Here is a 20,688-nt window from a genome sequence, read left to right as displayed (position 1 = left end):
GAAGACGGGCACTCCCCTACCCGACGCTGAAGCGAACCTCGTGCCAGCCGGAGGCCCCGTTCGGGGCGGGGTCGGCGCGCTCGCTGGTTTGCTGTGTGCCGCTGGCGTCGTAGGCGCGGACCCGCACGGTGTGGTCCCCGGGTTCGGCGTCCTCCCAGCGGTAGGACCACTGCCGCCAAGAGTCCACCGTCGCCTCGGCGGCCAGGACCGCCTCCCGCCACTCGCCGCCGTCGAGCTGGACCTCGACGCGGGAGATCCCGGTCCCCTGCGCCCAGGCGGTGCCGCCGAGGTCCACCGTCCCGGCGGGCAGGCGGACGAACCCGCGCGGCACGTCGATGCGCGAGGCCAGCTTGATGGGTCCGTGCGCGTCCCAGCCGCGCACCGTCCAGTACGCCTTGGCGTCCGCGAAGCGGGTGATCTCCAGGTCCACCACCCACTTGGTCGCCGAGACGTACCCGTACAGCCCCGGCACCACCATGCGCACCGGGAACCCATGCTCCAGCGGCAGCGGTTCGCCATTCATGCCCACCGCCAGCAGCGCGTTCCGCCCGTCCCGCAGCACCTCCAGCGGGGTGGAGGCGCTGAACCCGTCGGCGCTGGTGGAGAGCACCATGTCCGCCCCGGGGAGCGGCCGGGCACGCTCGAGCACCTGCCGGATCGGCAGCCCCAGCCAGCGCGCGTTGCCGGCCAGGTCCCCGCCAACCGCGTTGGACACGCAGGTCAGCGTCACGTCCGCCTCGACCAGCTCGGACTCCATCAGCTCCGCGTAGCCGAGCTCCACCTCCTGCTCCACCATGCCGTGCACGCGCAGCCGCCAGCTGTTGGGGTCCACCTGCGGGACCACCAGGGCGGTGTCGATCCGGTAGAACTCCCCGTTGGGCGTGGTGTAGGGCGGCATGCCCGCGACGGGCGCCTGCACTCCGGCCGGCAGCGGCGCCGCGGGCCGGGCGGGCGCGGGCAGCCGGATCGCCTCGCGCACCTGCCGGATGCCGCCGCGGGCCGCCTCCACGACCCGGCCCCCGATCGCGAGCACGACGGCGGCGGCCCCGCCGAACGCCGCGGCCTTCAGGAACGCACGGCGGTCCGGAGCGGGCGTGGTGGCCTCCCCTGCGACGGCCTGTCCGGCTCTTCCCTCCTCGGCTGGGGCCGCCGTCGACCGGGACGGGATCGACCGGGCGGCCAGGCCCGTGAGCCAGTGCAGCGCCCCCAACCCCACGATCGTTCCCACGACGGTGGGCAGCAGGTCCACTGTCGTGGTTCCGGCCCGGGTGGAAACCGCCGCCATCAGCGCGATGCCGATCAGCACCACCAGCACGGAGGCGGCCCGCAGCGACCGACGGGCCAGGATCCCGATCACCGCGGCCCCGGCAAGGGCCACGAGGCCGATCCCGACGCCCAGCGCGATCTTGTCCGCCGTCCCGAACAGGCCGATCGCGAAGTCCTTCAGCCACGCCGGCGTGATGTCGATGAACCAGGCGCCCGCCGCCGCCAGGGGCGAGGACAGCGGCGCGAAGAACGCGGAAAGGAACTGCGCCGTGCCGAACATCAGGGCCGCGGCGACGACGCCGGCGAGCGCGTGGCGTCCGATCCCGGCACCAGCACCGGCCCCGCGGCGTGGTGGCCGGACGCTCGTGCCGCGGGCGCCGGCGTCGTCCGTTCTGCCGGTTCCGGGGATGCCGGTTTCTGGAGTGCTCACGGGTGCCTCCTGGCGGGTCTGGCGGCACCGTGGGACGGCGCCACTTCCATGGTCCTACTTCGGGGTTCGGAGCGGCCAGCATCCCGGATTGGAGCGCTGCCCTGCCACCAACGAACCGGCCATTAACCGTCCGTGAACCTTGGGTGTGTCAGCACCCCGAGGTCATGCCCTTGACCTAAGGTTGCACCCGGGGCCGCACCGCCCCGAACGCCTGCCCACAAACACAGGGGGAAGCACCGTGGGAAGACTGCGCTCCGTGAAAACTCTGCGCACCGCGAAGATCTTGCGCACTGCGGCCGTCGGCGCCCTGGCGCTGGCCGCCGCACTGTCCGGCATCCAGCTCGGGAACGCGCCCAACGCCTCCGCGGCCGGCACCAAAACGCTAAAGACCTTCACCTCCGCCGGGACGACGTCCCAGTACCACGTGTACGCGGCCGGCACCGGGGACCCCAAGGGCATCCTCTTCTACCTGGACGGCGATGGGCAGTGGGCCTTCAACCACCCCACCAGCCCCTACGCCCTCGGCGGCAGCAAGGGCATCGTTGCCAAGGCCCGCGCCCGCGGGTACATCACCGTTGTGGTGAAGACCCCCGACCGGAAGGGCACGGCGACGTGGTGGGAGGACGGGGCCAAGAACGCCAAGTACTTCGACGCCCTCCGGCGCAAGGTCCAGGCCAAGTACCCGAAGGCCGAGCAGGTCTGGCTCGCCGGGTACTCGGGCGGCGCCGAGTTCCTCACCGAGTCCTACCTGCCCCGGTACCCCTCCGCGATCTCCCACGGCGGCGGGGCCGTCCTGCTCGGCGGCGGAAACGCGCCGTACCAAAAGGCGAAGGCCTTCCCCAAGGCCAAGGCGGCCAAGTTCGCCATGCACTGGTACACCGGGACGGCGGACACCGCGAAGAACTCCGACGCCGGCTTCGACGCGATCGGCCAGGCCAAGGCCGGCAAGGCCTGGTACGCCAAGCGGGGTTTCCGCACCACGTCCAAGTACCCCGCCGGCGTCGGGCACGACCTCACCGGCCGGTTCGGCGGCGTGATCGCCGCGGCCCTCGACAAGAACAAGCCCTAAAGGCGATTACTCCTTAGACCGGCCCGCGGCCTTACCGCCACGGGCCCCTTTCCCGCCGGAAAAATCGGGCGGATAATGAGGATCCAACCGAAAACAGGCCGGGAAAGAGGCTTCCCGGCACTTCGGCGACACAGGCACACGAATGATTCGGCGAGCAAGGCACCTCGTCCGGAAGCTGGCGATCCCCCCACCGGATCAGTGCATCCCGCAATCGCACCAAATCCTCGCACTTGTGAAAGATCCCCCGCCATGAAAAAGCTCCATGCGTGGCTCGCCAGCATCATGCTGGTCGCCGGACTGGGACTCGTCGCCCCCAGCGCAGCCACCGCAGCCCCCACCGCAACCCCTGCGGCCCCCGCCTGCCACATCACCTGGGGATCCCAGGCCAAGAAGTCGTCATCGAACTACGTCCCGGTGCTCACCAACGTCCGGGCCGGCAGGCATGCCTGCTTCGACCGCCTGGTGATTGACCTCAAGGGCAAGCGCCCCGGCTACGACGTCCGCTACGCCGCCGTCTACACCGAAGGCCAAGGAAACCGGGTGCAGCTGCGCGGCCACGACATCCGCATCATCGTCAAGGCCCCGGCCTACAACAGCAAGGGCCAGGCCACGTACAACCCGCGCCACCCGGCCAACATCGTCAACGTCAAGAACTTCGACACCTTCCGCCAGGTCGCTTGGGCAGGAAGCTTCGAAGGCCAAACCACCATCGGCCTGGGCGTCCGCGCCCGCCTGCCGTTCCGGGTCTTCACCCTCACCGGTCCGGGAACGAACCAAACGATGCTGGTCATCGACGTCGCCCACCACTGGTAGGTCGACGACAACAGCCGCCGATCCTGCTCCACCTAGAGAGCCTGGAGCAGGATCGGCTCTGTGGTCGGCTGCGGCGATCCGGATGTTCCTAGGCGGTGGTTCGGGTCGGTGTCCAGGACCGCCGAACCACGTTGTGGCACGCTCCGCTACGGGCGGGGCAGGCTCGCTGGAAATCTCGCCAGCATGGAACAGCAACCGCCACAAATGCGTCCGTGGGACGAAGCCCCCAAGTTCGCGGCCTTGGCCAAGGCCGCGAACATCCTCTACAACGCGCAGCTGGCTTCCCGCCCGGGCCCGCCGATCGCCGACCTGCTCTCTCCCTACGGCATCGAGGGGGCAGATGAGGCCAGAATGCTCAACCTCCGCCGCGGGCAGGCCGAGGGCCGGCGCGTTGCCGGACGGATCGCCGGGAAGGCCCGGGCCGCGGACGGACTGCCGGAGTTCGGCTACCTGTTCGCCGACACCATCCACGCGGACGGAGCCACGCTGCCCGGGGACCAGCTGACCCGGCCTCAAGTGGCGGCCTCCATCGGCTTCGTGCTCGGGACACCGCTGGAGCATGCGGATACCACGCCCGCCGAACTGTTCGCCGCGACGGCATACGTCGTGCCGGTGCTTCTGGTGCTCTCTTCGCGGACCCGCGGTGACGGGGGCGATCCGCTCGAACACGTTGCGGACAACACCGGGTACGGCCACGTGGTCCTCGGTTCCCACCCCGTCCGGCTTGCGGACGCTCCACTCCACACCATCCAAGCCGGAATCCAGGTTCTTGCGGACGGTGCCCCCCTGACGGCCGGTCCTTCCCGTGACGCCGTTCCGGCCCTGCTCGGCGCGATGGCTGCCATCCGCCGCTCCATCAAGGCGATCGGGCCGGTGGCCGCGGGCGAGGTGGTGGTCGGGGGGCCGCTGACGGATGTCCTGGAGCTGCCCTTGGGCGCCACGGCCAACGCCGCCCTCGGCCCGCTCGGCAGCGTCGGTTCAACCCATGTGGCTGCCGCCGAGATCGAGGGCTTCGAGCCGTTGGTAACCGTCTGACGCCGGCAAACCGGAATCGGTAAGGGCCGGGATCCGTTCTTTCCGGATCCCGGCCCTCGGCGCGCGCAGGCGCCAACACTGCGAAAGCGGTCCGTGGTCAGGGCAGCGGGTGGTGGCAGGCCACCTGGTGTCCCGGAGCCAGTTCCACCAGCTCGGGCACCACGTCCCGGCACTCCTGCGTCGCCGCCGGGCAGCGCGTGGCGAACCTGCACCCGCTGGGACTTACCAGCGACTTCGGCTGCGCCACCCGTTCGCCGGGCACCTCGGGATCGACGTCCGGGTTGGGCACCGAATCCAGCAGCAGCTTGGTGTAGTGGTGGCGCGGCTGCGCATAGAGACCCTCCGAGGGCGCGACCTCGCACATCCGTCCCTGGTAGAGCACCGCCACCCTGTCGCTGATGTTGCTCACCACCGCCAGGTCGTGGGAGATGAAGATCATCGACAGCCCGTAGTCCCGTTTCATCTGCTCCAGCAGGTTCAGCACCTGCGCCTGGACCGAGACATCCAGTGCGGAGACCGGCTCGTCGCAGATGAGCACCGCCGGTTCCTGCACGAACGCGCGGGCGATCGAGATGCGCTGGCACTGGCCGCCGGAGAGCTCGTGCGGCTTGCGGGCGGCCATCTGCTCATTGACCCCCACTTCCGCCAGCACCTCCAACGCCCGGGCCTTCGGGTCCGGGTGGCCCATCAGGCGCAGCGGATCGGCGACGATGTCCAGGGCGGTCCGGCGCGGGTTGAGCGAGGAGATCGGGTCCTGGAAAATCATCTGGACGTTGCGCCGCACCGGCCGCAGGTCCTTGATCCTCAGCGCGGTCAGATCCTGACCGTCGAAGTCCACTCTTCCCGACGTCGGCGACGGCAGCTGGGCGATCGAGCGGCCCAGCGAGGACTTGCCGGACCCGGACTCACCGACCAGGCCCAGGGTTTCGCCCCGGAACAGTTCCAGCTCCACTCGGTCGACGGCCAGGACCTCGTGCTTGCGCTTGGTGCGGTAGCGGACCACGACGTCGCGCGCGTGCAGCACGCGGTCCCGCTCCGCCCTAGCTCCTCCGGCGTCCATGGCGTTCTCCAGCAGTTCGTGGCTCATCGTCCCTCCAGGACCGTTTCGGCGGAATGGTGCCCGGCTGCTGCCGGGAACGGCACTGCGGACGGCACCGGAACGGTCGGGAACAGGCAGGCCGCTTCCCGGTCGGCGCCCGTCCGGGCCAGGCCGATGGGCGCGGTGCGGCAGTCGTCGGCTGCCTGCGGGCAGCGGTCGGCGAAGCTGCACCCGGACGGCAGCCGGTGCAGGTCCGGCACGGTGCCCGGGATGGTCCGCAGCAGCGAATGCGGCTTGTTTTCCAAGCGAGGGCGGGCTGCCTCCAGCAGTCCCGTGTAGGGGTGGTGCGGCTGGCGGAACAGGTCCTTGGCCGGGCCGTGCTCCACCACCCGCCCGGCATACATCACCGAGACGGTGTGGCAGCGTTCGGCGACCAGGGTCAGATCGTGAGAGACCAGCAGCACGGACAGGCCCCGCTCGCGGCGCAACTGGTCGAACAGGTCCAGGATCTGCTTCTGCACCGTCACGTCCAGCGCGGTGGTCGGCTCGTCGGCGATCAGCAGCTTGGGGTCGCACGCCAGGGCGATCGCGATCATGATGCGCTGGCGCTGGCCTCCGGACAACTGCGTCGGGTAGGAGCGCAGGGCCCTCCGGGGGTCCGGGATCCCCACCTGCTCCAGCAGGTCCAGGGCCCGGGCGGCGGCCTTGGCCCCGCGCAGGCCCAGGTGCCAGCCCAGGGGCTGGGCGATCTGGGTCCCCACCTTCATCACTGGGTTCAGTGCCGTCATGGGGTCCTGGAAGATCATTGAGATCTCCCGCCCGCGCACCTCCTTGCCCATCTGGTGATCTGTCGTCTCCAGGAGTTCGCGGCCCTTGTAGCGGATGGACCCGGAAATGGAGTTCACGGCCGCGTGAGGCAGGATCCCCAGCACGGCCCGCGAGGTCACGGACTTGCCGGAGCCGGACTCCCCCACCAGCCCGTGCACCTGCCCCTCGTCCAGGCTGAGGTTGACCCCGTTGACGACCTCGGCAACTCCGCGTGCGGTGCGGAAGCTGATCCGCAGGTCCCTGATGTCCAGCAGTCCGGTCACAGCGCGGCCTCCTTGATGTCGAAGCGCCGGCTGATGTAGTCGGCGAGGAAGTTCAGCGAAATCAGGGTCAGGAACATGGTGGTCGCGGGGACCAGGACCACGTGCGGGCTGGCGGCCAGCACGGCCCGCCCCTCGCCCATCATGGTTCCCCAACTGGACTGCGGCGGCGGCACGCCCAGGCCCAGGAAGCTCATGCCGCCCTCGGCGCCGATCGCCATCGCCACCAGCACCACGGCGTAGGACAGCACTGGCACGATCGCGTTCGGGGCGACCTCCCGCCACAGGATCCGGAATTCCTTGGACCCCATGCCGCGGGCGGCGGTGACGAATTCGCGGGAAACGTAGGGCAGCGCGGCGGAACGGGCCACACGGGCCACCTGCGGGGTGAAGATCAGCCCCAGTGCGATCACCAGCGTGGACAGGCTGGGGCCCATGAAAACACTCAGTGCGATGATCGCGACCAGCGGCGGGAAGGCGAGGAAGATGTCCACGCCGCTGCCGACAACGCGGTCTGTCAGGCCCTTGAAGAACGCGGCAATGATGCCCAGCACCGTCCCGAACATGGCGGCGATGGCCACGGCGCCGAGGCCGACGGTGAGCGAAACCCGGCCGCCGGTGACCAGGCGGGCCAGGATGTCGCGGCCGATCGCATCGGTGCCCAGCGGGTGGGCGACCGACTGCCCCGGCGCAACGGCGATGGCGTAATAGTCCACGGCGGCGGGATCGGGGATCGGCAGCAGCGGCTCGAGCATGATGACCGCTGCCAGCAGCACCATCCACACCATGGAGACCTTGACGAAGATGTCCCGGCCCTTGGTGGAGCGGATGCGCGGGCGGCCTTCCTTGCGCACGGGGGCAGGGCCGGGGCCCTGGGTGCCGGAGGGCCGGGTGGCGGGTACGACGGCGGCGGGCCGGCCGCCGTCGCCGGCCGCGGCGGGGCTCGCGGAGGGATGGACGGTGGTCATCTCAGCCTCGCATTCTGGGGTCGATGGTCACGTTGATGAGGTCCACGGCGAAGTTGGCCAGCACGTAGGTGGCGGCGATCACCAGGACGATGCCTTGGACCAGCACGTAGTCCACGGAGTTGATGGCGTCCAGCAGCAGCGTGCCGGTGCCCGGGACCCCGGAAATCACCTCGACGATGACGGTGCCGCCGACCAAGGTGCCGATGTTGACGCCCACCACGGTGATCAGGGTGGGCAGAGACGGACGCAGGGCGTACTGAAGCAGCAGCTTCCACTTGGGCAGCCCCAGCGCCCGTCCCACCAGGATGAAGTCCTCCTGCAGGGTCCGGATCATCTCATTGCGCAGGACCCGCACGTAGACCGGGATGAGCCCGGCGGCGAGGGCCATCGTGGGGATGGCCAGCGACTTCAGGCTCCCCCCGAAGTCCTCCGTTGCGGGCACGTAGCCCAGCGCCGGAAGCCACCGGAGGGTGACGGAAAAGAGCAGGATGGCCAGCAGGGCGAACATGAAGTTCGGGATGGCCTGGAAGGCGAAGCAGCAGCCGGCAACCACGCGGTCCAGGATGCCGTCGCGGCGGGTGGCCACCAGCATGACCAGCGGCACCGCCACCAGCAGCGCCAGGACCTCAACCATGAGGATCAGCTGGAACGTAACGGGCAGGCGTTCGAGGATGGCCGCGGACACCTCCTGGCCGGTCCGGTAGGAGGTGCCGAGGTCGCCCTGCGTGGCCCCGAAGACCCAGTCCACATAGCGCACCAGCACGGGGCGGTCCAGCCCCAACTGGGCGCGCATGGCCTCGACGGCGCCCGGGGACGGGTCACCGCTGCCGGAGACGATGACTTCGGCGGTGTCCCCCGGCAACAGGTCCAGCAGCAGGAAGACCAGGAAGCTGACGCCGCCCATGACCAGCAGCAGCCGGCCCACGCGGTCAAGAAGCAATTTCACGGGTGCACTTCACTCTCTCCGTCGGGAACGGTCGTCGATCAGGCTCCGGTGTCGATCAGCTTGCCGCGCTTGTGGCCCCAGAAATGCGCCGCGTCCCAGCGGCCGGGCACCCAGGTGTCCACGTCGATCTCCAGGCCGCCGTAGCCGTATTCCATCTCCCAGCCGGAGGGGGTCTTGACGTAGTAGGAGATCATCTCGTCGTTGGTGTGCTTGCCCAGGGTCGACCCCAGCGGCGCGGCCCCGTCAAGGATCTTGTCGTAGGCGCGGCCCACGGTGTCAACGTTCTCCACCTGCACCATCAGGTGCCCCACGCCGAGCGGAACCTCGGGACGGTAGGTGAAGGCGAGGGAGTGGTGGCGCCGGTTGCAGTGCAGGAAGGTGCCAGGGTCGGGTCCCAGGTCGATGTAGTCGCTCAGGGACAGGCCCAGCAGGTCCATGTAGAGGCGGCGGAAGGGGTTGGAGTCACTGACGGAGAGCATCACATGGCCCAGGCCCAGGTCCCCGGTGACGAACTTGGCCCCGGTGGGGGACACGAACGGGGAGTGCTCCCGGCTCTGCCCGTAGAAGATCTCGACAGGGGTCCCGTCGGGGTCGTTGAGGACCAGCATGTCCGTCACCCGGCGCTCGCCGATCTCCGCGGCGGTGCCGCGGCGGGTCGGGAAGCCGTTGACCGTCAAGATCTTCTCCAGCTCGTCCAGGTCCTCGGCGGAGCCGGCTTCCCACCCGTAGGTCTGGACGCGGTCCTCGTCGCCGGCACGGACGTCGATGCGCCAGGAGCGGTCGTCCAGCCGCAGCAGCAGCCGCTCCTCGGTGTGTTCGACGACCTGCATCCCGTGCACGTCGCTGGCGAAGGTCTTCCAGGCCGGAAGGTCGGTGGCGGTCGCCACCAAGTAGCCGAGTGCTCTGATTTTTCCCATGTGCGTGGTTCCTTTCGTGGAGGGCTGGTGGGGCGATGCGGTTACTTCTTGACCCATACCTCGCGGGCGTCGAACATCTCGTAGGAGGTGTTGGGGAAGCTGCCCGGGAAGCCTTGGACGTCCTCGCCGACCATGAACCCGGACATGGTGCTCACCAGCGGGACGGTGGGCAGCCAGGCGGCCAGTTCCTTCTGCATGTCGGCGATCAGCGCCTTGCGCTCGGCGGGGTCAGCGGTGGCGTTGGCCTTGGCCAGCAGCGCGTCGAGGGCCGGGTCGCTGCCGTGGGCGTGGTTGGACGGGGCGCCGGTGGCGAACGGGGTGGCGATGCCGCCGATGGTTTCCGGCAGGATGACCGGCTCGCGCAGCTGGACCTGGTAGTCCCCGGCGGCGCCGGCGGTGACCAGCGACGGCGGCGTGGCCGCGGTGTACTTGATGTCGATGCCGACCGCGGCGTACATCTGCTGCAGGATGGCGGTCATGTCCGACCATTCGGTGCCCTGCGGGATCTGGAAGTCCAGGTTGATGTCCCCCTTTTCCGCCTCGTACGCGGAGACCAGGGCCTTGGCCTTCTCCAGGTCGAAGGCCGGCCAGCCGGAGTCCGCGTAGGCCGGGTGGGTGGGGTTGAGGATGCCGGTCATGACCTGGTGCTTGCCGCCGAAGACCGCGGCGTTGAGCGCATTGCGGTCCACGCCCGCGTTCAGCGCCTCGCGGACACGGTGGTCGGCAAGCACCGGATCGCTGAGGTTCAACAGCACCGAGTAGGCCTTGTACTGCGGCTGTTCCAGGACGGTCAGCCCGGCGTTGCGGGCCTCGCCGAACTGGGCGGCGACGCGGGTGGCGGCGGCGTCCAGGTCCCCGGTGCCCACTGCCGAGAGGCGGGCCGCGTTTTCCGTGGCCGGGACGAAGGTGAGCGCGTCCAGGTGCGGCGAACCCTTGATGCGGTAGTCCGCGAACTTTTCCAGCTTCACCTCCCCGCCGGGGCTGAAGGAGGCGACCTTGAACGGCCCGACGCCGACCGGGGCCAGCCCGAACTTCTCCCCCGCCTTGGCCACCGCCGTCGGGGAGGCGACCATCGCCGTCGAACCGGTGGCGAACAGCGCGTCGAAGGTGGCCCACTCCTTGTCTACGGTGAAGACGACCGTCTGCGCGTCCGGGGCCTCCATCTTCGTGATGCGGCGGGCGTCGCCGGACTGCAGGGACTTCGAGCCCTGTGCGGCGATGCGCTTGACGTTGGCGATGACGGCCTCGGCATTGAAGTCGGTGCCGTCGTGGAACTTCACGCCGGCGGGCAGCTTCATGGTCCAGGTCTTCAGGTCCTTGCTGGTCATCGACTCGGCCAGCTCAGGCACCACCTTGCCCTCGGCGTCGAACTTCAGCAGCTGGTCGTAGATCTGGAAGGTGACGGTGGCGATCGATGAGCCGATGGGGTTGGCGTTGTCCAGCGTCTCGATAGCGGTGCTGATCCCGAAGCGCAGGGTACCGCCGTCGGTTGGGGTCCCCACCTCAAGCTGCTGGCCCCCGAAGGCATTGGTGCCGACGCCCGCGGCTGGTGCGGCGCCAGCGGAGTCCGCCGGGACCGCGCCGCTGCCCGGAGCCGGGCCCCCGCAGGCGGTGAGCAGCAGCGCGGCCGCGGCAGCCACGGACAGCAAGGAAGCGGAGGACAGCCGGGAAGCGGGACGGTTGAAACGGGTCATCGCGATCTTCTCCTTTGAAGGGTGCAGCCAGTGATGGTGGAGCAAATGGAGCAAGCGGAAGGAGCAATGGAGGGTGGCCAGTGCGCTAGGACAGCCCCCTGGCGATCCTCAGCTCGATGGCATTGACGGTTTCGCGCATCCGGTCGAGCCAGCCGTCGATCTCGGCCCATCTGGCGCCGCGCGGCAGTTCGCCCAGCCTCAGCACCGCCTTGACGTTGCCGTCGAGCCCGTGGACGGGGACGGCGAGGTGGATCACGTCGTAGGCGGCGTCCGGGTCGATCTCCGCCGGCTCGTGGTAGTCGCGGGTGCGGCTCACGGCGTCGATGAAGGCCTGCTCCTGGGCCGGGGTCCGGCGTTCGTCCATGTATGTTTTGACCAGTTCGTCGAGCTCGTCCTGGGTGGCACCGCCGAACAGGGCAAGGGACCAGCCGCGTTCACGGACCCTGGCCAGTTGGGCACGGGCGGCCTCCACGGCTTCCCCTTCGGTGGTTCCCAGCCGGGCCAGCCACTGCTCGTCGGTGGGTCCGCCGGCCTCCCCCACCATCAGGCCCCCGAAGGGGGGCATGAGCGGCACCCGTGCGCCCAGGCGGCTTCGGCCGGCCGATTCGCTGCGGTTGCAGGAGGCCACGAACACGTAGTCGCTGCCGGAGACGCAGGCCAGGCTGCATTCGACGCCGAGGCTGGAGGCGATCAGTTCCATCTCCGGACGTGCCACGGCGGCCAAGTGGACGGACTCGATGAACTCGCGTCCGTTGGAGACCACTAGGGAGGACGGGGTGAATTTGCCGTAGCCGCGCTGGAAGAACAGCAGCGGGAGCGAGTCGCGGCTTGCCTCCAGGTCGGTGACGCGGGCCAGCACCAGGTGGTGGTCCCCACCGTCGAACACCTCATGGGGAACGCACTCGATCCAACTGACCGCCCCGTCAAGGATCGGCGCTCCGGATGGGGACGGGTGCCAGGCGACCCCTTGGAACTTGTCCTCCTTCGGGGCGGAGAAGTGCCGGCAGAGCCATTCCTGGTCGGCGGCCAAAACGTTGATGCAGAAGGACGTGGCCGAGCGCATGCGCTCGAAGGTGCGGGATGCCTTGGTGGGCAGGAACGCCACTAGCGGCGGGTCCAGCGAAACCGAGGTGAAGGAGCCGATCACCATGCCGACCGGCTCGCCGGCCGCGTCGGTTGCGGTGACGACGACGACGCCGGTCGGGTAGTTTCCCATGACCTTGCGGAAGGTGTCCCCGTTGATCGAACGGGCAGTCGCCTGGTCCGCAAGGGGCGCGTTCCCTTTGAGTGCGGTGCCGCGGGAAGGGGCCATGACGTTTCTCCTTGATTGGAGGGGAAATGGGTGGGAGGGGAACTGAGGGAGGGGCGGTAAGGGGAAGGAGGGGGGCGGCGGATCCGGGAATGTGATCCTCGGCATATCCGCCGTTGCCTGAATCCTTCAGCACCCTCTGCGGCCCAGAAAGCGGCCCGTGCCACAACGTGAAGCGACGGGCGGTCCGGCCTTTGGCTAGGCGTTTTCCGGGGCAGCGTCGGGGACATTGGCGGGGCGCCGGTCCTCCAGTGCGGACAGCGAGTACTTGCCCCGCCAGCAGGCCAGAACGATGCCCGCCACCAGCAGTACTCCGCCGGCGAGCAACGGGGTCAGGCGCGGACCGATGAGGTCGCTCAGCCAGCCCTGCAGGTAGGCCCCCAGCGCCACGGAGCCGGTGTAGACCATGACGTTTAGGGCCAGGACCCGGCCGCGGAACCCGTCCTCCACCAGCATTTGGACGGAGGTGTTGCCCACCGAGATCGCGGCCAGGAAGGCCCCGCCGACCACCAGCAGGGCCAGCGCCGCGGAAATCGTCCCCGGCGCCACGGCGAACCCCATGAAGGCAAGGCCATAGAGCGGCACCGCCCAACGGGCCAGCCGGGCCCGGCCGAGCTTGTGCTCGAATCCGGCGACCACCGGGGCCGCCAGCAGGGTCCCCAGCCCCAATCCCAGGTTGAGCAGCGTCAGGCCCGTCTCCCCGCTGCCGAACACCATTTCCGCGAAGATGATCACGTGCTGGAAAACCGGCATCCCCAGCACCCCGACGCAGACGACCAGCACTAAGGCCAGCAGGATGCCGGGCTGGCCCCAGCTGTAACGGGCAGCCTCCATGAAGCCACGGGTGACCCCCGGCCTGCCGGCAGCGCCAGCGCGGGCTGCCGCCGCTCCCCCGGACTGCCGCACCAGCGCCAGCGCCACGACCACGCAGAGCACCGCGACGAAGGCCAGCAGAAACGCCATCGACGGACCCCAGGCCAGCAGCACCAAGCCGCCAATGGCCGGACCGAACGAGCGCGAAAGGTTGAACTGGAGGGTGTTGAGCGTGACGGCTGAGGCCAGGTCCTGGCGGTCGGAGAGATTGTGGACAAACGCCTGCCAACTGGGCATCGAGATACCCTGCGCGCAGCCGGCGGCCGCCGCGAGCAGCAGGAACACCAGCGGCTCTCGCACCCCGGTGGCCCAGCAGGCGAAGAGGGCCAGGGCGGCCAGGGACCTTAGACCCTGGGTGATGATCAGCGTCCGCTTAAGCCGGCCGGCGGAGGCGATCTGCCCGCCGAGCGGGCCCAGCAGCATTACGGGCACGAACTGCGCCGCGGCGGCCAGCCCGACCCAGAGCGCGCTGTCGGTGAGCATCAGCAGGACGTAGGGGACGCCCAGGCTTTGGAACCAGGCCCCTGCGTTGGTGATGAAGGCTCCGGTCCAGAAGATCGCGAAGTCGCGCTTCCGCAGCGCGCGGAAGGAGTGGAGGATGCCGCCGCGCGCGGGGGCGGCGGCCGGCGTCGTGCTATTGGCGGGGGCGCTCACTGCAGGGGTCCTTTCGGAGGGAGGGAGGGAGGGCGGCAGGCCGGACTCGCCAAGGGTGATCCGGCCTGCCGTCGGGCACTCAGCCGTAGAGCTGCGCGGCCCGGTCCATCGCGGCCTGCCTGCGGGCGGGGCTGAGGATGAAGCGGGAGACCGCCTCGTTGCCCATCTCCAGGTTCATCATCGCGGCCCCGTGCAGGTCCACGTTCTGCGTGCCGTGCTGGCGGGCGGTGAGCAGGTCCCGGTACATGCGCTGCAACGGGTTGGATTCGACCACCACGCTGGCGGTCAGCACCTGCATCAGGTGCTGGGGGCCGATCAGCGCGGCGCGGGAGGTGCGGGACATGTCGAAAATGGCCTCGGCCAGTTCCAGCGAGTCATACTCCTCGCCGGCGACGGCGCGCGCATAGGCCTTGTCCATGTGGCCCAGGACCACGGATTCCTGGTCCCGCAGGGCGGCGCCCGCATCGGCGAGGCGCAGCAGGACCGTGCGTTCCTCCGCGATCCTGGCTTGGTCCGTGCGGCGGGTGTAGTTGGAGATCTGGCGTTTGAACTCCGTGTAGAAGCCCCAGCCGGTGCCCAACGCGGGCGCGGCGGCGACGGTCGCATAGAGCACGCCCTGGTCGATCCGGAACAGCGCGGAGTCGTTGCGCTTGAGGCCCGGCCCGAGCTTGGCGAAAACGACGTCGCGGTCGATCGCGTGGTTCTCCGGGACGAAGAGGTCCTTGGCGATGATGCTGCGGCTGCCGGTGCCGCGCAGGCCGATCACGAACCAGTCGTCGAAGACCTCGACCTCCTCGAGGTTAAGGACGAAGTCGTGGGCCCGCGGCTTGCCGTCCACCTGGACGTCGATGCCCACGATCGCGTACTGGGAGTGCACCACGCCGCTGGAGGTGCGCCAGCGTCCGTTGACGAGGTAGCCGCCCGGAACGCGCTGGGCGGTGCCCTGCTGGGAGTAGGAGGAGGAAATCAGCGTGGTGGGGTCCTCGCCAAAGAGTTCCTCCTGCAGGGACTCCTCGAAGTGGGCCAACTGCCAGTTGTGCATGCCCAGGATGCACAACACCCAGGCGGTGGAGGCGCAGGCCTTGCCGATCTCGACGACGGCGGCGATGAAGTCCGCGGGGTCGGCCTCCTCTCCCCCGTAAGCGGAGGCCTGCATGGCGCGGGTCAGGCCGGAGTCGACGAGTTCCTGGATGGAGTCCGGGTGGATGACGCGATCCGCGTCGACCTGCTGGGCGCGGGCGGCGATGCCCGGGACCAGGGCGGCCGCGCGCTCGCGCATGCTGGGCTTCGTAGCGGTCGTGGACCGGGGATTGGCTTTGGCATGGGGGGCGGCGGCCGCGGTGGAGGCGGAGTCCGCGAGGGTCTGGGACATCGTTGTTCCTTTCGGTGCTGCGGGCGGGAGCGCGTGGCCGGACGGCCGGGAAACTGCGTCTAGCGGACCGGGTCGAGTTCGGGGGCGCTGGCCCCGTTCGTGCGAAGGTCCGCCGGGACGTCGACCAGGTTCGGATTGGGGGCGCGGCGGGTGGAGATGCCGGCGGCCAGGGCGGTTTCCCAGGCGACCTTGCCGTCGCGGAAGAACTCCAGGAAAGCCTGGTTGTGCAGGTCCGGCTGGTCCGTCTGGCCCTGGTGCCCAGTGTTCTCCGGGTAGAAGAACTGCACGCTCGGCAGCACGTCCTCCTGAAGGTGGGCGGCCTCCACCGCGTAGAGGACGTCCTCGCGACCGAAGAGGTAGATGCCCGGCAGCGTGATCCTGTCGAGGCGGTCAGTGGTGGTCAGCCTGACAATCTCGTTGGGGTCGGTGGAGCGGAGGATGCGGTCCATGTTGGCGTCGTAGACGTCCATGTGGCGGTTGGCCGCCGCGGTGCGCATCGCGACCAGGTCGTCGGTGATGTCCTCGGGGTTCAGGATGATGCTCTCCATAATTTGCCGCATCATCTCCGGACTGCCGTCGTAGGTGCCGCCGCTGCCGGGCAGCGGCCCCTTGTTCCGGTTGTCGACGGCGCGCATCTGCTCGCGGCTGACCAGGTCGCCGATCATTCCGGCGATCAACGCGAAGCTGAGCACGCGCTCCGGGTGCGCGACGACGTAGTTCACCGTGTTGGTGCAGCCCATCGAGTTGCCGGCGACGTGGAACTCGTCCAGGGCCAGCGCGTTGGCGAAGTCCTGGATGAAGTCCACGTGAGCGCCCCGGCCGTAGCCGTAGAAGTTGTTCGGGTCCTCGGTGAGGCCGAAGCCGGGCATGTCCGGGGCGTAGACGCGGAAGCCGTTGGTGCCAAGGAACGGGGCCATGAAGCGGAAGCCGGCGGTGCCGGAGGAGCCGGGGATGCCGCCGTGCAGCAGGACCACGGCCGGGCCGGTTTCGCCCGAGGTGACGTAGTGGACCTTGACGCCGGTACTGAGGCGGACCCAGCGGCTGAGCAGGCCCGGAACCTTGATGATGCCTTCTTCGGTGAGTGCCATGGAGGGTTCCTTTCGGGAAGGGTTTGGGGTGTGCCACCACTATTGCGAGCGGTCCGGGCTGCCCCTACGCGCCCGTGTCAAAAAGTGGCACGGTCCCCAAATCGGCCGCTCTGGCGCCGCAAACACGGGGTCCCGCCAACGCCGCAAGGGCCCCTCTGCGGGAGCGGAAGGGCCCTTGTCAGCCTCAGGACTCGACGGCCGGCGTCGTACGCGTCCTACCGGCGGAAGTCCTGCGCCATAAGGCGGCGCTTGAGGAAGTCGGCCTCGACGGACTTGGCGGTGCGCAGGACGTACTGGGACGCGGCGTGCGGGTCGAAGCGGCCGGCCGGTCCGGCAGCGGAGACGGCGGCGATGGCGCGGCCGCGCCAATGGATGGCGGAGGCGACGGAGACGACGCCGCGGACGCTCTCCTCGAGGTCGTAAGCGACGCCGCTGGAACGTGCCGCGGCCAGTTGCTGCATGAGGATGCCGGGAGCCTGGATGCTGGCCGGGGTGCGGCGGGGCAATCCGCGGTCCAGTGTCTCGCGCAACTGGGGCTCATCCCCCAGCGCGAGCAGGATCTTGCCGATGCTGGTGGTGGTGGCCGGGAGGCTGGCGGCGACCGAGCCGAAGGAGATGTTCATCCGGTGGCTCTGCAGGCGGTCCAAAATGGTGACCTCCCCGTGCTCGATCACGCCGAGGTGGACGGAGAAGCCGGTCTGCAGGAAGAGGCTTCCCAGGAAGGGCGCGGCGGCGTCGAGCAGTCCGTTGGGGCCGGAAAGGATGAACCGGCGGCCCAGGACAAAGAGCCGGAACCCCAGGCGGTAACTGTCCCCCACGCGCTCCAGGTACCCGCAGGTGGCCAACTGGCGGATGATGCGGTAGGTCGTTGACTTGGGCAGGCCCACCGCCCGGGCGATCTCGCTGACGCCGATCGAATGCCCGGCCTCGAGGAAGCTGTCCAGGACCTGCAGCGCCTTCTGCACTGACTTGGAGGCCTTGATGGTGCCGCCCTCTAGATAGTCGTCGAAGGCCTTGCCCTCGGCTGCGTCCACGTCATCGGCCGGGCCTCCACCCTGAGACGGGGAGACGCCCGAGGCCAGGAAGCCGGCCGGGAAGGGAGAGACCATCCGGGCGGACGCTTCTTCTATGTGAGGGACATCGGTCACGGTCATGTCAGCAGAAACCCCCATGCAGTTGTTGATCGGCGAACGGACTCGCTCGACCAATCCTGTGAGACCTGCACCACAAACCAAGGAATGTCGTGCCACAAAGTGGCACAGGGGGAACCGCCGGGATCCGCCTTAGAGCGCCTGGAGCAGGATCGGCTCGGTGGTTGGCTGCGGCGAACCGGCCGCCGGCTCGACCGTGATGCCCAGGTGCGTGACGCCCTCCATCGACCCCTCGACCATGGCGACGTCCCCGGCGGACACCATCCCGGCAGGGGCGGCGCCATCCGCGGAGATCAGCCACAGCTCGTAGCCGTGCCCCTCCGGCGCATCCGGAAGGTCCTGCCCGGAGACCGCCATCAGGCCTTCCGACGGCGAGTAGGCCAGCACGACCGGAGCCCCCTCGGTGGTCTGCGCCTGCGCAGAGTGCAGGTCCGGGGCTTCGAGGAGGCGGCGCATCTGCGCGGCGTCGCTCTGTGCTGCGGCGACTTGCTGGCGCAGGTCCTCCTGCTGGTTGTGCTGGCGGATCAGGATTCCGCCCAGGCCCGCGGCGGCAAGCAACAGGGCGGACGCGGCGAAGGCCAGCCCGGTGAGCCAGCGGCGTTCGCGGGAACGGCGGGCTGTGTCCAGCCGGAGCGGCTCGGGCGCCGCGTCGGGACCGGAATCCGGGGCGGGCGCCGTTTCCTGCTCGACGGCGGGAGCCGGCAAGGGCGCGGCAGCCGGCGCGCCGGCGTCGGGCTCTGGACCGGCGTCGTGCTGTTCGCCAGCCTCGTCCGCCGGCAGCTGCGGGACGGAGCGGATCGCGGCCATGACGTTGCGCTTGAGTGAGGGCGGCGGGGTCTCGGCGACGGCAAGCCCCAGCAGGGCGGCGACGTCGGCGTCGAAGTCCGGCTCCGCGGTCTCCTGCGGGTCCGTGTTCCGCCGGTTCGGGTCCTTGTTTTCCATTACGCCACCCCCATCCTGTTCCTGAGCTTGGTCAATCCGTCGCGTATCCGTGTCTTTACCGTTCCGAGCGGCACCCCGAGCCGTTCGGAGACCTCTTGGTGCGTGAGCCCGTCGTAGTAGGCCAGCGCGATCGCCTCCCGTTGGGCCTCGGGCAACTCCAGCAGGGCCTGGCGGGCCCGTTGTCCGTCGGCGTGCAGGACGGCTAGGTCCTCGACGTCGTCCTGCGCCTCCTGGAAGCCGAGGATGCCTTCGCGCAGGTCGCGGGTGCGGCTGGCCTGCGAGGCGCGGACCCGGTCCACCGCGCGGCGGTGGGCGATCGCGGCGATCCAGGACAGCGCGGCGCCGCGGGCGGGATCGTAGCGGGCCGCGGTCTGCCAGACCTCCACCAGGACCTCCTGGGCGACCTCCTCGGCCTGGGCCGCGTCGGCGAGCACGCGGCGGGCGAGCCCGTAGACCATGGGGGCGGCGGCGTCGTACAGGGCCTCGAACGCGCCCTCGTCCCCGCCGGCAGTGCGCGCCAGCAGTGCGTCCGGGGTCGTGGGGACCGCGGGGGCCGACGCGTCGTCCGGCTGGTCCCGACCTGACTGGTACATGGTGGTTAGCATCTCACGACTTCGCTCGTCGTCGGGCGGGGGTACGACGCCGGCGTCCGGCACTTCCGTGCGGCGGCACGGCAGGGGGCCGGACCGCGCGGTTTCCCGCTCCGGCCCGGCCCCCGGCAGCACTCCCCTGTTGGCACACCTTCTGATGGACCGGCCAACAAATGTGTTGGCCCGGCTGGTTCCCTGCCCGGCTAGTTCTTGGCCGGAGGCAGCAGCACCCCATCAATCAGGTAGACCGTGGCGTTGGCGGTCTGCACGCCGCCGCAGATGACGGTGGCGTCGTTGACCTTCAGGGTGTCGCCGGAGCCGGTGACCTCGAGGTCCTGGCCCTGGACCGTGGCGTGGGTGCCGGCAACCTCGTCCGGGGTCAGCTGGCCGGCCACCACGTGGTAGGTCAGAACGGAGGTGAGCAGGTCCTTGTCGGCAACCACGGCGTTCAGGTCCTTCTCCGGGATGGCCTTGAACGCCTCGTCGACCGGGGCGAAGACCGTGAACTCGTCCCCGTTGAGGGTGTCCACCAGGTTCACGTCCGGGTTCAGTTCGCCGGAGACCGCCTTGGTGAGCGTGGTCAGCAGCGGGTTGTTGGAGGCGGCGACCGCCACCGGGTCCTGGGCCATGCCGGCGACCGAACCCTCGCCGTCCGGGACCTGCTCGGCGTAGTCGGCACAGCCGGGACCCACCAGGTTGGCGGCCGGGTCCATCATCGTTGCCGAGGAGCTGGCGGGAGCGCTAGACGTGTCCGCCATGCTGGACGTCGGCGAGGTCGCCGTCGTGGTGCCTCCGGCACAGGCGGTGAGTCCGAGGGCCGCGGTGGCTGCCAGGCCCAGCAGGGTGTTGCGCGCGATGGTCTTCATGGCATTCTCCTTCGTTCCGCGGACGCTGGTCCGCTTCACCGTCCCGCCGATCGCGGCGGGCTGTCGATGGGAGTTCGGAGCGGAGGAGGAGGTGGATTGGAAGATTTTCGAGAGACTTCGAGACATTCAATAATCTGACGCATTCCACGCCCAACGAGTTCCCTCGCTCGAGCGAATGCAGATGGCATAATCAGACGGTGACTTCGCCCGAAATGCAAACAGGCTGCAAGCGAACTGCGTTGTCGACTATCACAAAGAGGTTGCTATGGAGTGAGTCTGGGGGCTACTGCGCGAACCCCTCTTGCTCAACGGGCAGACTCTTCACCGACGATTCGACGGCAGATTTTGCTGAAATGGCCCATATCATATCTGCCTCAACTGGAGGACCCCGCGACGTTTCAGCGACGCTTATGTCAGCGGACGATCGTGCCCATCATTCAAATATCGTCGTCTTGTGTGCGAACTGCCACACCCTCGTCGATAAGGCTCCAAACCTATATCCCGCCGAAATGATGCAAAATTGGAAAGCTCGGCGTCAGAGGGCCGTGCAAACCGCTGCTGGAGTCCCAGACTTTTCA

18 protein-coding genes are annotated in these 20,688 nt (G+C 69.2%); 3 read left to right on the top strand and 15 right to left on the bottom strand.

Annotated features, from left to right (window positions below; all coding sequences use genetic code 11):
- Positions 1-16: 16 nt before the first annotated feature.
- Entirely contained in the window at positions 17-1,696 is a 1,680-nt protein-coding gene (locus ABD912_RS21505) for a molybdopterin-dependent oxidoreductase (RefSeq protein WP_345154191.1), read from the bottom strand.
- Positions 1,697-1,952: 256 nt separating this feature from the next.
- Between ABD912_RS21505 and ABD912_RS21500 the strand changes: the two genes are divergently transcribed.
- The 3 genes from ABD912_RS21500 (at position 1,953) to ABD912_RS21490 (ending at position 4,613) form a co-directional block, all read left to right on the top strand.
- Positions 1,953-2,765 carry an alpha/beta hydrolase family protein gene (locus ABD912_RS21500; RefSeq protein WP_345154189.1) on the top strand — a complete coding sequence of 271 codons (813 nt, stop codon included), beginning with the start codon at positions 1,953-1,955 and terminating at the stop codon, positions 2,763-2,765.
- 249 nt (positions 2,766-3,014) lie between these two features.
- Positions 3,015-3,578, top strand: a complete 564-nt coding sequence (locus ABD912_RS21495; protein ID WP_345154187.1) for an AMIN-like domain-containing (lipo)protein — start codon at positions 3,015-3,017, stop codon at positions 3,576-3,578.
- Positions 3,579-3,761: 183 nt separating this feature from the next.
- Entirely contained in the window at positions 3,762-4,613 is an 852-nt protein-coding gene (locus tag ABD912_RS21490) for a hypothetical protein (RefSeq protein WP_345154184.1), read from the top strand.
- Between the two features lie 97 nt (positions 4,614-4,710).
- Here the strand turns inward: ABD912_RS21490 and ABD912_RS21485 are convergent, their stop codons facing one another.
- The 14 genes from ABD912_RS21485 to ABD912_RS21420 all read right to left on the bottom strand — a co-directional run bounded on the left by ABD912_RS21485 (position 4,711) and on the right by ABD912_RS21420 (position 20,110).
- Positions 4,711-5,700, bottom strand: coding sequence for an ABC transporter ATP-binding protein (locus ABD912_RS21485; protein ID WP_345154182.1), 990 nt, complete (start codon positions 5,698-5,700; stop codon positions 4,711-4,713).
- A complete protein-coding gene (locus ABD912_RS21480; protein WP_345154180.1) occupies positions 5,697-6,743 on the bottom strand; it encodes an ABC transporter ATP-binding protein in 1,047 nt (348 codons plus the stop codon). Before ABD912_RS21480 ends, ABD912_RS21485 begins: the two co-directional genes overlap by 4 nt.
- Positions 6,740-7,708, bottom strand: a complete 969-nt coding sequence (locus ABD912_RS21475) for an ABC transporter permease (RefSeq protein WP_345154178.1) — start codon at positions 7,706-7,708, stop codon at positions 6,740-6,742. Before ABD912_RS21475 ends, ABD912_RS21480 begins: the two co-directional genes overlap by 4 nt.
- 1 nt (position 7,709) lies before the next feature.
- Positions 7,710-8,654: an ABC transporter permease gene (locus ABD912_RS21470; protein WP_345154177.1), complete on the bottom strand. Its 945-nt coding sequence runs from the start codon at positions 8,652-8,654 to the stop codon at positions 7,710-7,712.
- A 38-nt stretch (positions 8,655-8,692) separates the two neighbouring features.
- A complete protein-coding gene (locus ABD912_RS21465; protein WP_345154175.1) occupies positions 8,693-9,571 on the bottom strand; it encodes a VOC family protein in 879 nt (292 codons plus the stop codon).
- A gap of 41 nt (positions 9,572-9,612) precedes the next feature.
- A complete protein-coding gene (locus tag ABD912_RS21460; RefSeq protein ID WP_345154174.1) occupies positions 9,613-11,265 on the bottom strand; it encodes an ABC transporter substrate-binding protein in 1,653 nt (550 codons plus the stop codon).
- Positions 11,266-11,350: 85 nt separating this feature from the next.
- Positions 11,351-12,577, bottom strand: a complete 1,227-nt coding sequence (locus ABD912_RS21455) for a flavin reductase (RefSeq protein WP_345154173.1) — start codon at positions 12,575-12,577, stop codon at positions 11,351-11,353.
- A 195-nt stretch (positions 12,578-12,772) separates the two neighbouring features.
- Positions 12,773-14,101, bottom strand: coding sequence for an MFS transporter (locus ABD912_RS21450; RefSeq protein WP_345154172.1), 1,329 nt, complete (start codon positions 14,099-14,101; stop codon positions 12,773-12,775).
- A gap of 79 nt (positions 14,102-14,180) precedes the next feature.
- On the bottom strand, positions 14,181-15,473 hold the full coding sequence (locus tag ABD912_RS21445; protein WP_345154170.1) for an acyl-CoA dehydrogenase family protein: 1,293 nt from the start codon (positions 15,471-15,473) through the stop codon (positions 14,181-14,183).
- Positions 15,474-15,532: 59 nt separating this feature from the next.
- Positions 15,533-16,561 carry an alpha/beta fold hydrolase gene (locus tag ABD912_RS21440; RefSeq protein ID WP_345154169.1) on the bottom strand — a complete coding sequence of 343 codons (1,029 nt, stop codon included), beginning with the start codon at positions 16,559-16,561 and terminating at the stop codon, positions 15,533-15,535.
- Positions 16,562-16,776: 215 nt separating this feature from the next.
- A complete protein-coding gene (locus tag ABD912_RS21435) occupies positions 16,777-17,670 on the bottom strand; it encodes an IclR family transcriptional regulator (RefSeq protein WP_345154168.1) in 894 nt (297 codons plus the stop codon).
- Between the two features lie 174 nt (positions 17,671-17,844).
- The gene (locus ABD912_RS21430; RefSeq protein ID WP_345154166.1) at positions 17,845-18,654 is read right to left on the bottom strand and encodes an anti-sigma factor; all 810 of its coding nucleotides are present in this window, start codon (positions 18,652-18,654) and stop codon (positions 17,845-17,847) included.
- A complete protein-coding gene (gene sigK, locus ABD912_RS21425; RefSeq protein ID WP_345154164.1) occupies positions 18,654-19,247 on the bottom strand; it encodes an ECF RNA polymerase sigma factor SigK in 594 nt (197 codons plus the stop codon). The genes ABD912_RS21430 and sigK overlap by 1 nt, the downstream gene beginning before the upstream one ends.
- 200 nt (positions 19,248-19,447) lie before the next feature.
- Positions 19,448-20,110: a fasciclin domain-containing protein gene (locus tag ABD912_RS21420; protein WP_345154162.1), complete on the bottom strand. Its 663-nt coding sequence runs from the start codon at positions 20,108-20,110 to the stop codon at positions 19,448-19,450.
- Positions 20,111-20,688: the final 578 nt, after the last annotated feature.

This window comes from Arthrobacter ginkgonis (assembly GCF_039540195.1).
GTDB lineage: Bacteria > Actinomycetota > Actinomycetes > Actinomycetales > Micrococcaceae > Zafaria > Zafaria ginkgonis.
Note: the sequence above shows the minus strand (reverse complement) of the source record. Positions and strands in the feature narration are given on the sequence as shown.

Bases quoted from the DNA above. Each gene is read 5' to 3' on its own strand.
- ABD912_RS21455 (WP_345154173.1), bottom strand. From the start codon at position 12,577: ATGGCCCCTTCCCGCGGCACCGCACTCAAAGGGAACGCGCCCCTTGCG.
- ABD912_RS21465 (WP_345154175.1), bottom strand. From the start codon at position 9,571: ATGGGAAAAATCAGAGCACTCGGCTACTTGGTGGCGACCGCCACCGAC.
- ABD912_RS21490 (WP_345154184.1), top strand. From the start codon at position 3,762: ATGGAACAGCAACCGCCACAAATGCGTCCGTGGGACGAAGCCCCCAAG.
- ABD912_RS21420 (WP_345154162.1), bottom strand. From the start codon at position 20,110: ATGAAGACCATCGCGCGCAACACCCTGCTGGGCCTGGCAGCCACCGCG.
- ABD912_RS21485 (WP_345154182.1), bottom strand. From the start codon at position 5,700: ATGAGCCACGAACTGCTGGAGAACGCCATGGACGCCGGAGGAGCTAGG.
- ABD912_RS21475 (WP_345154178.1), bottom strand. From the start codon at position 7,708: ATGACCACCGTCCATCCCTCCGCGAGCCCCGCCGCGGCCGGCGACGGC.
- ABD912_RS21430 (WP_345154166.1), bottom strand. From the start codon at position 18,654: ATGGAAAACAAGGACCCGAACCGGCGGAACACGGACCCGCAGGAGACC.
- ABD912_RS21495 (WP_345154187.1), top strand. From the start codon at position 3,015: ATGAAAAAGCTCCATGCGTGGCTCGCCAGCATCATGCTGGTCGCCGGA.
- ABD912_RS21435 (WP_345154168.1), bottom strand. From the start codon at position 17,670: ATGGTCTCTCCCTTCCCGGCCGGCTTCCTGGCCTCGGGCGTCTCCCCG.
- ABD912_RS21460 (WP_345154174.1), bottom strand. From the start codon at position 11,265: ATGACCCGTTTCAACCGTCCCGCTTCCCGGCTGTCCTCCGCTTCCTTG.
- ABD912_RS21445 (WP_345154170.1), bottom strand. From the start codon at position 15,473: ATGTCCCAGACCCTCGCGGACTCCGCCTCCACCGCGGCCGCCGCCCCC.
- ABD912_RS21440 (WP_345154169.1), bottom strand. From the start codon at position 16,561: ATGGCACTCACCGAAGAAGGCATCATCAAGGTTCCGGGCCTGCTCAGC.
- sigK (WP_345154164.1), bottom strand. From the start codon at position 19,247: ATGTACCAGTCAGGTCGGGACCAGCCGGACGACGCGTCGGCCCCCGCG.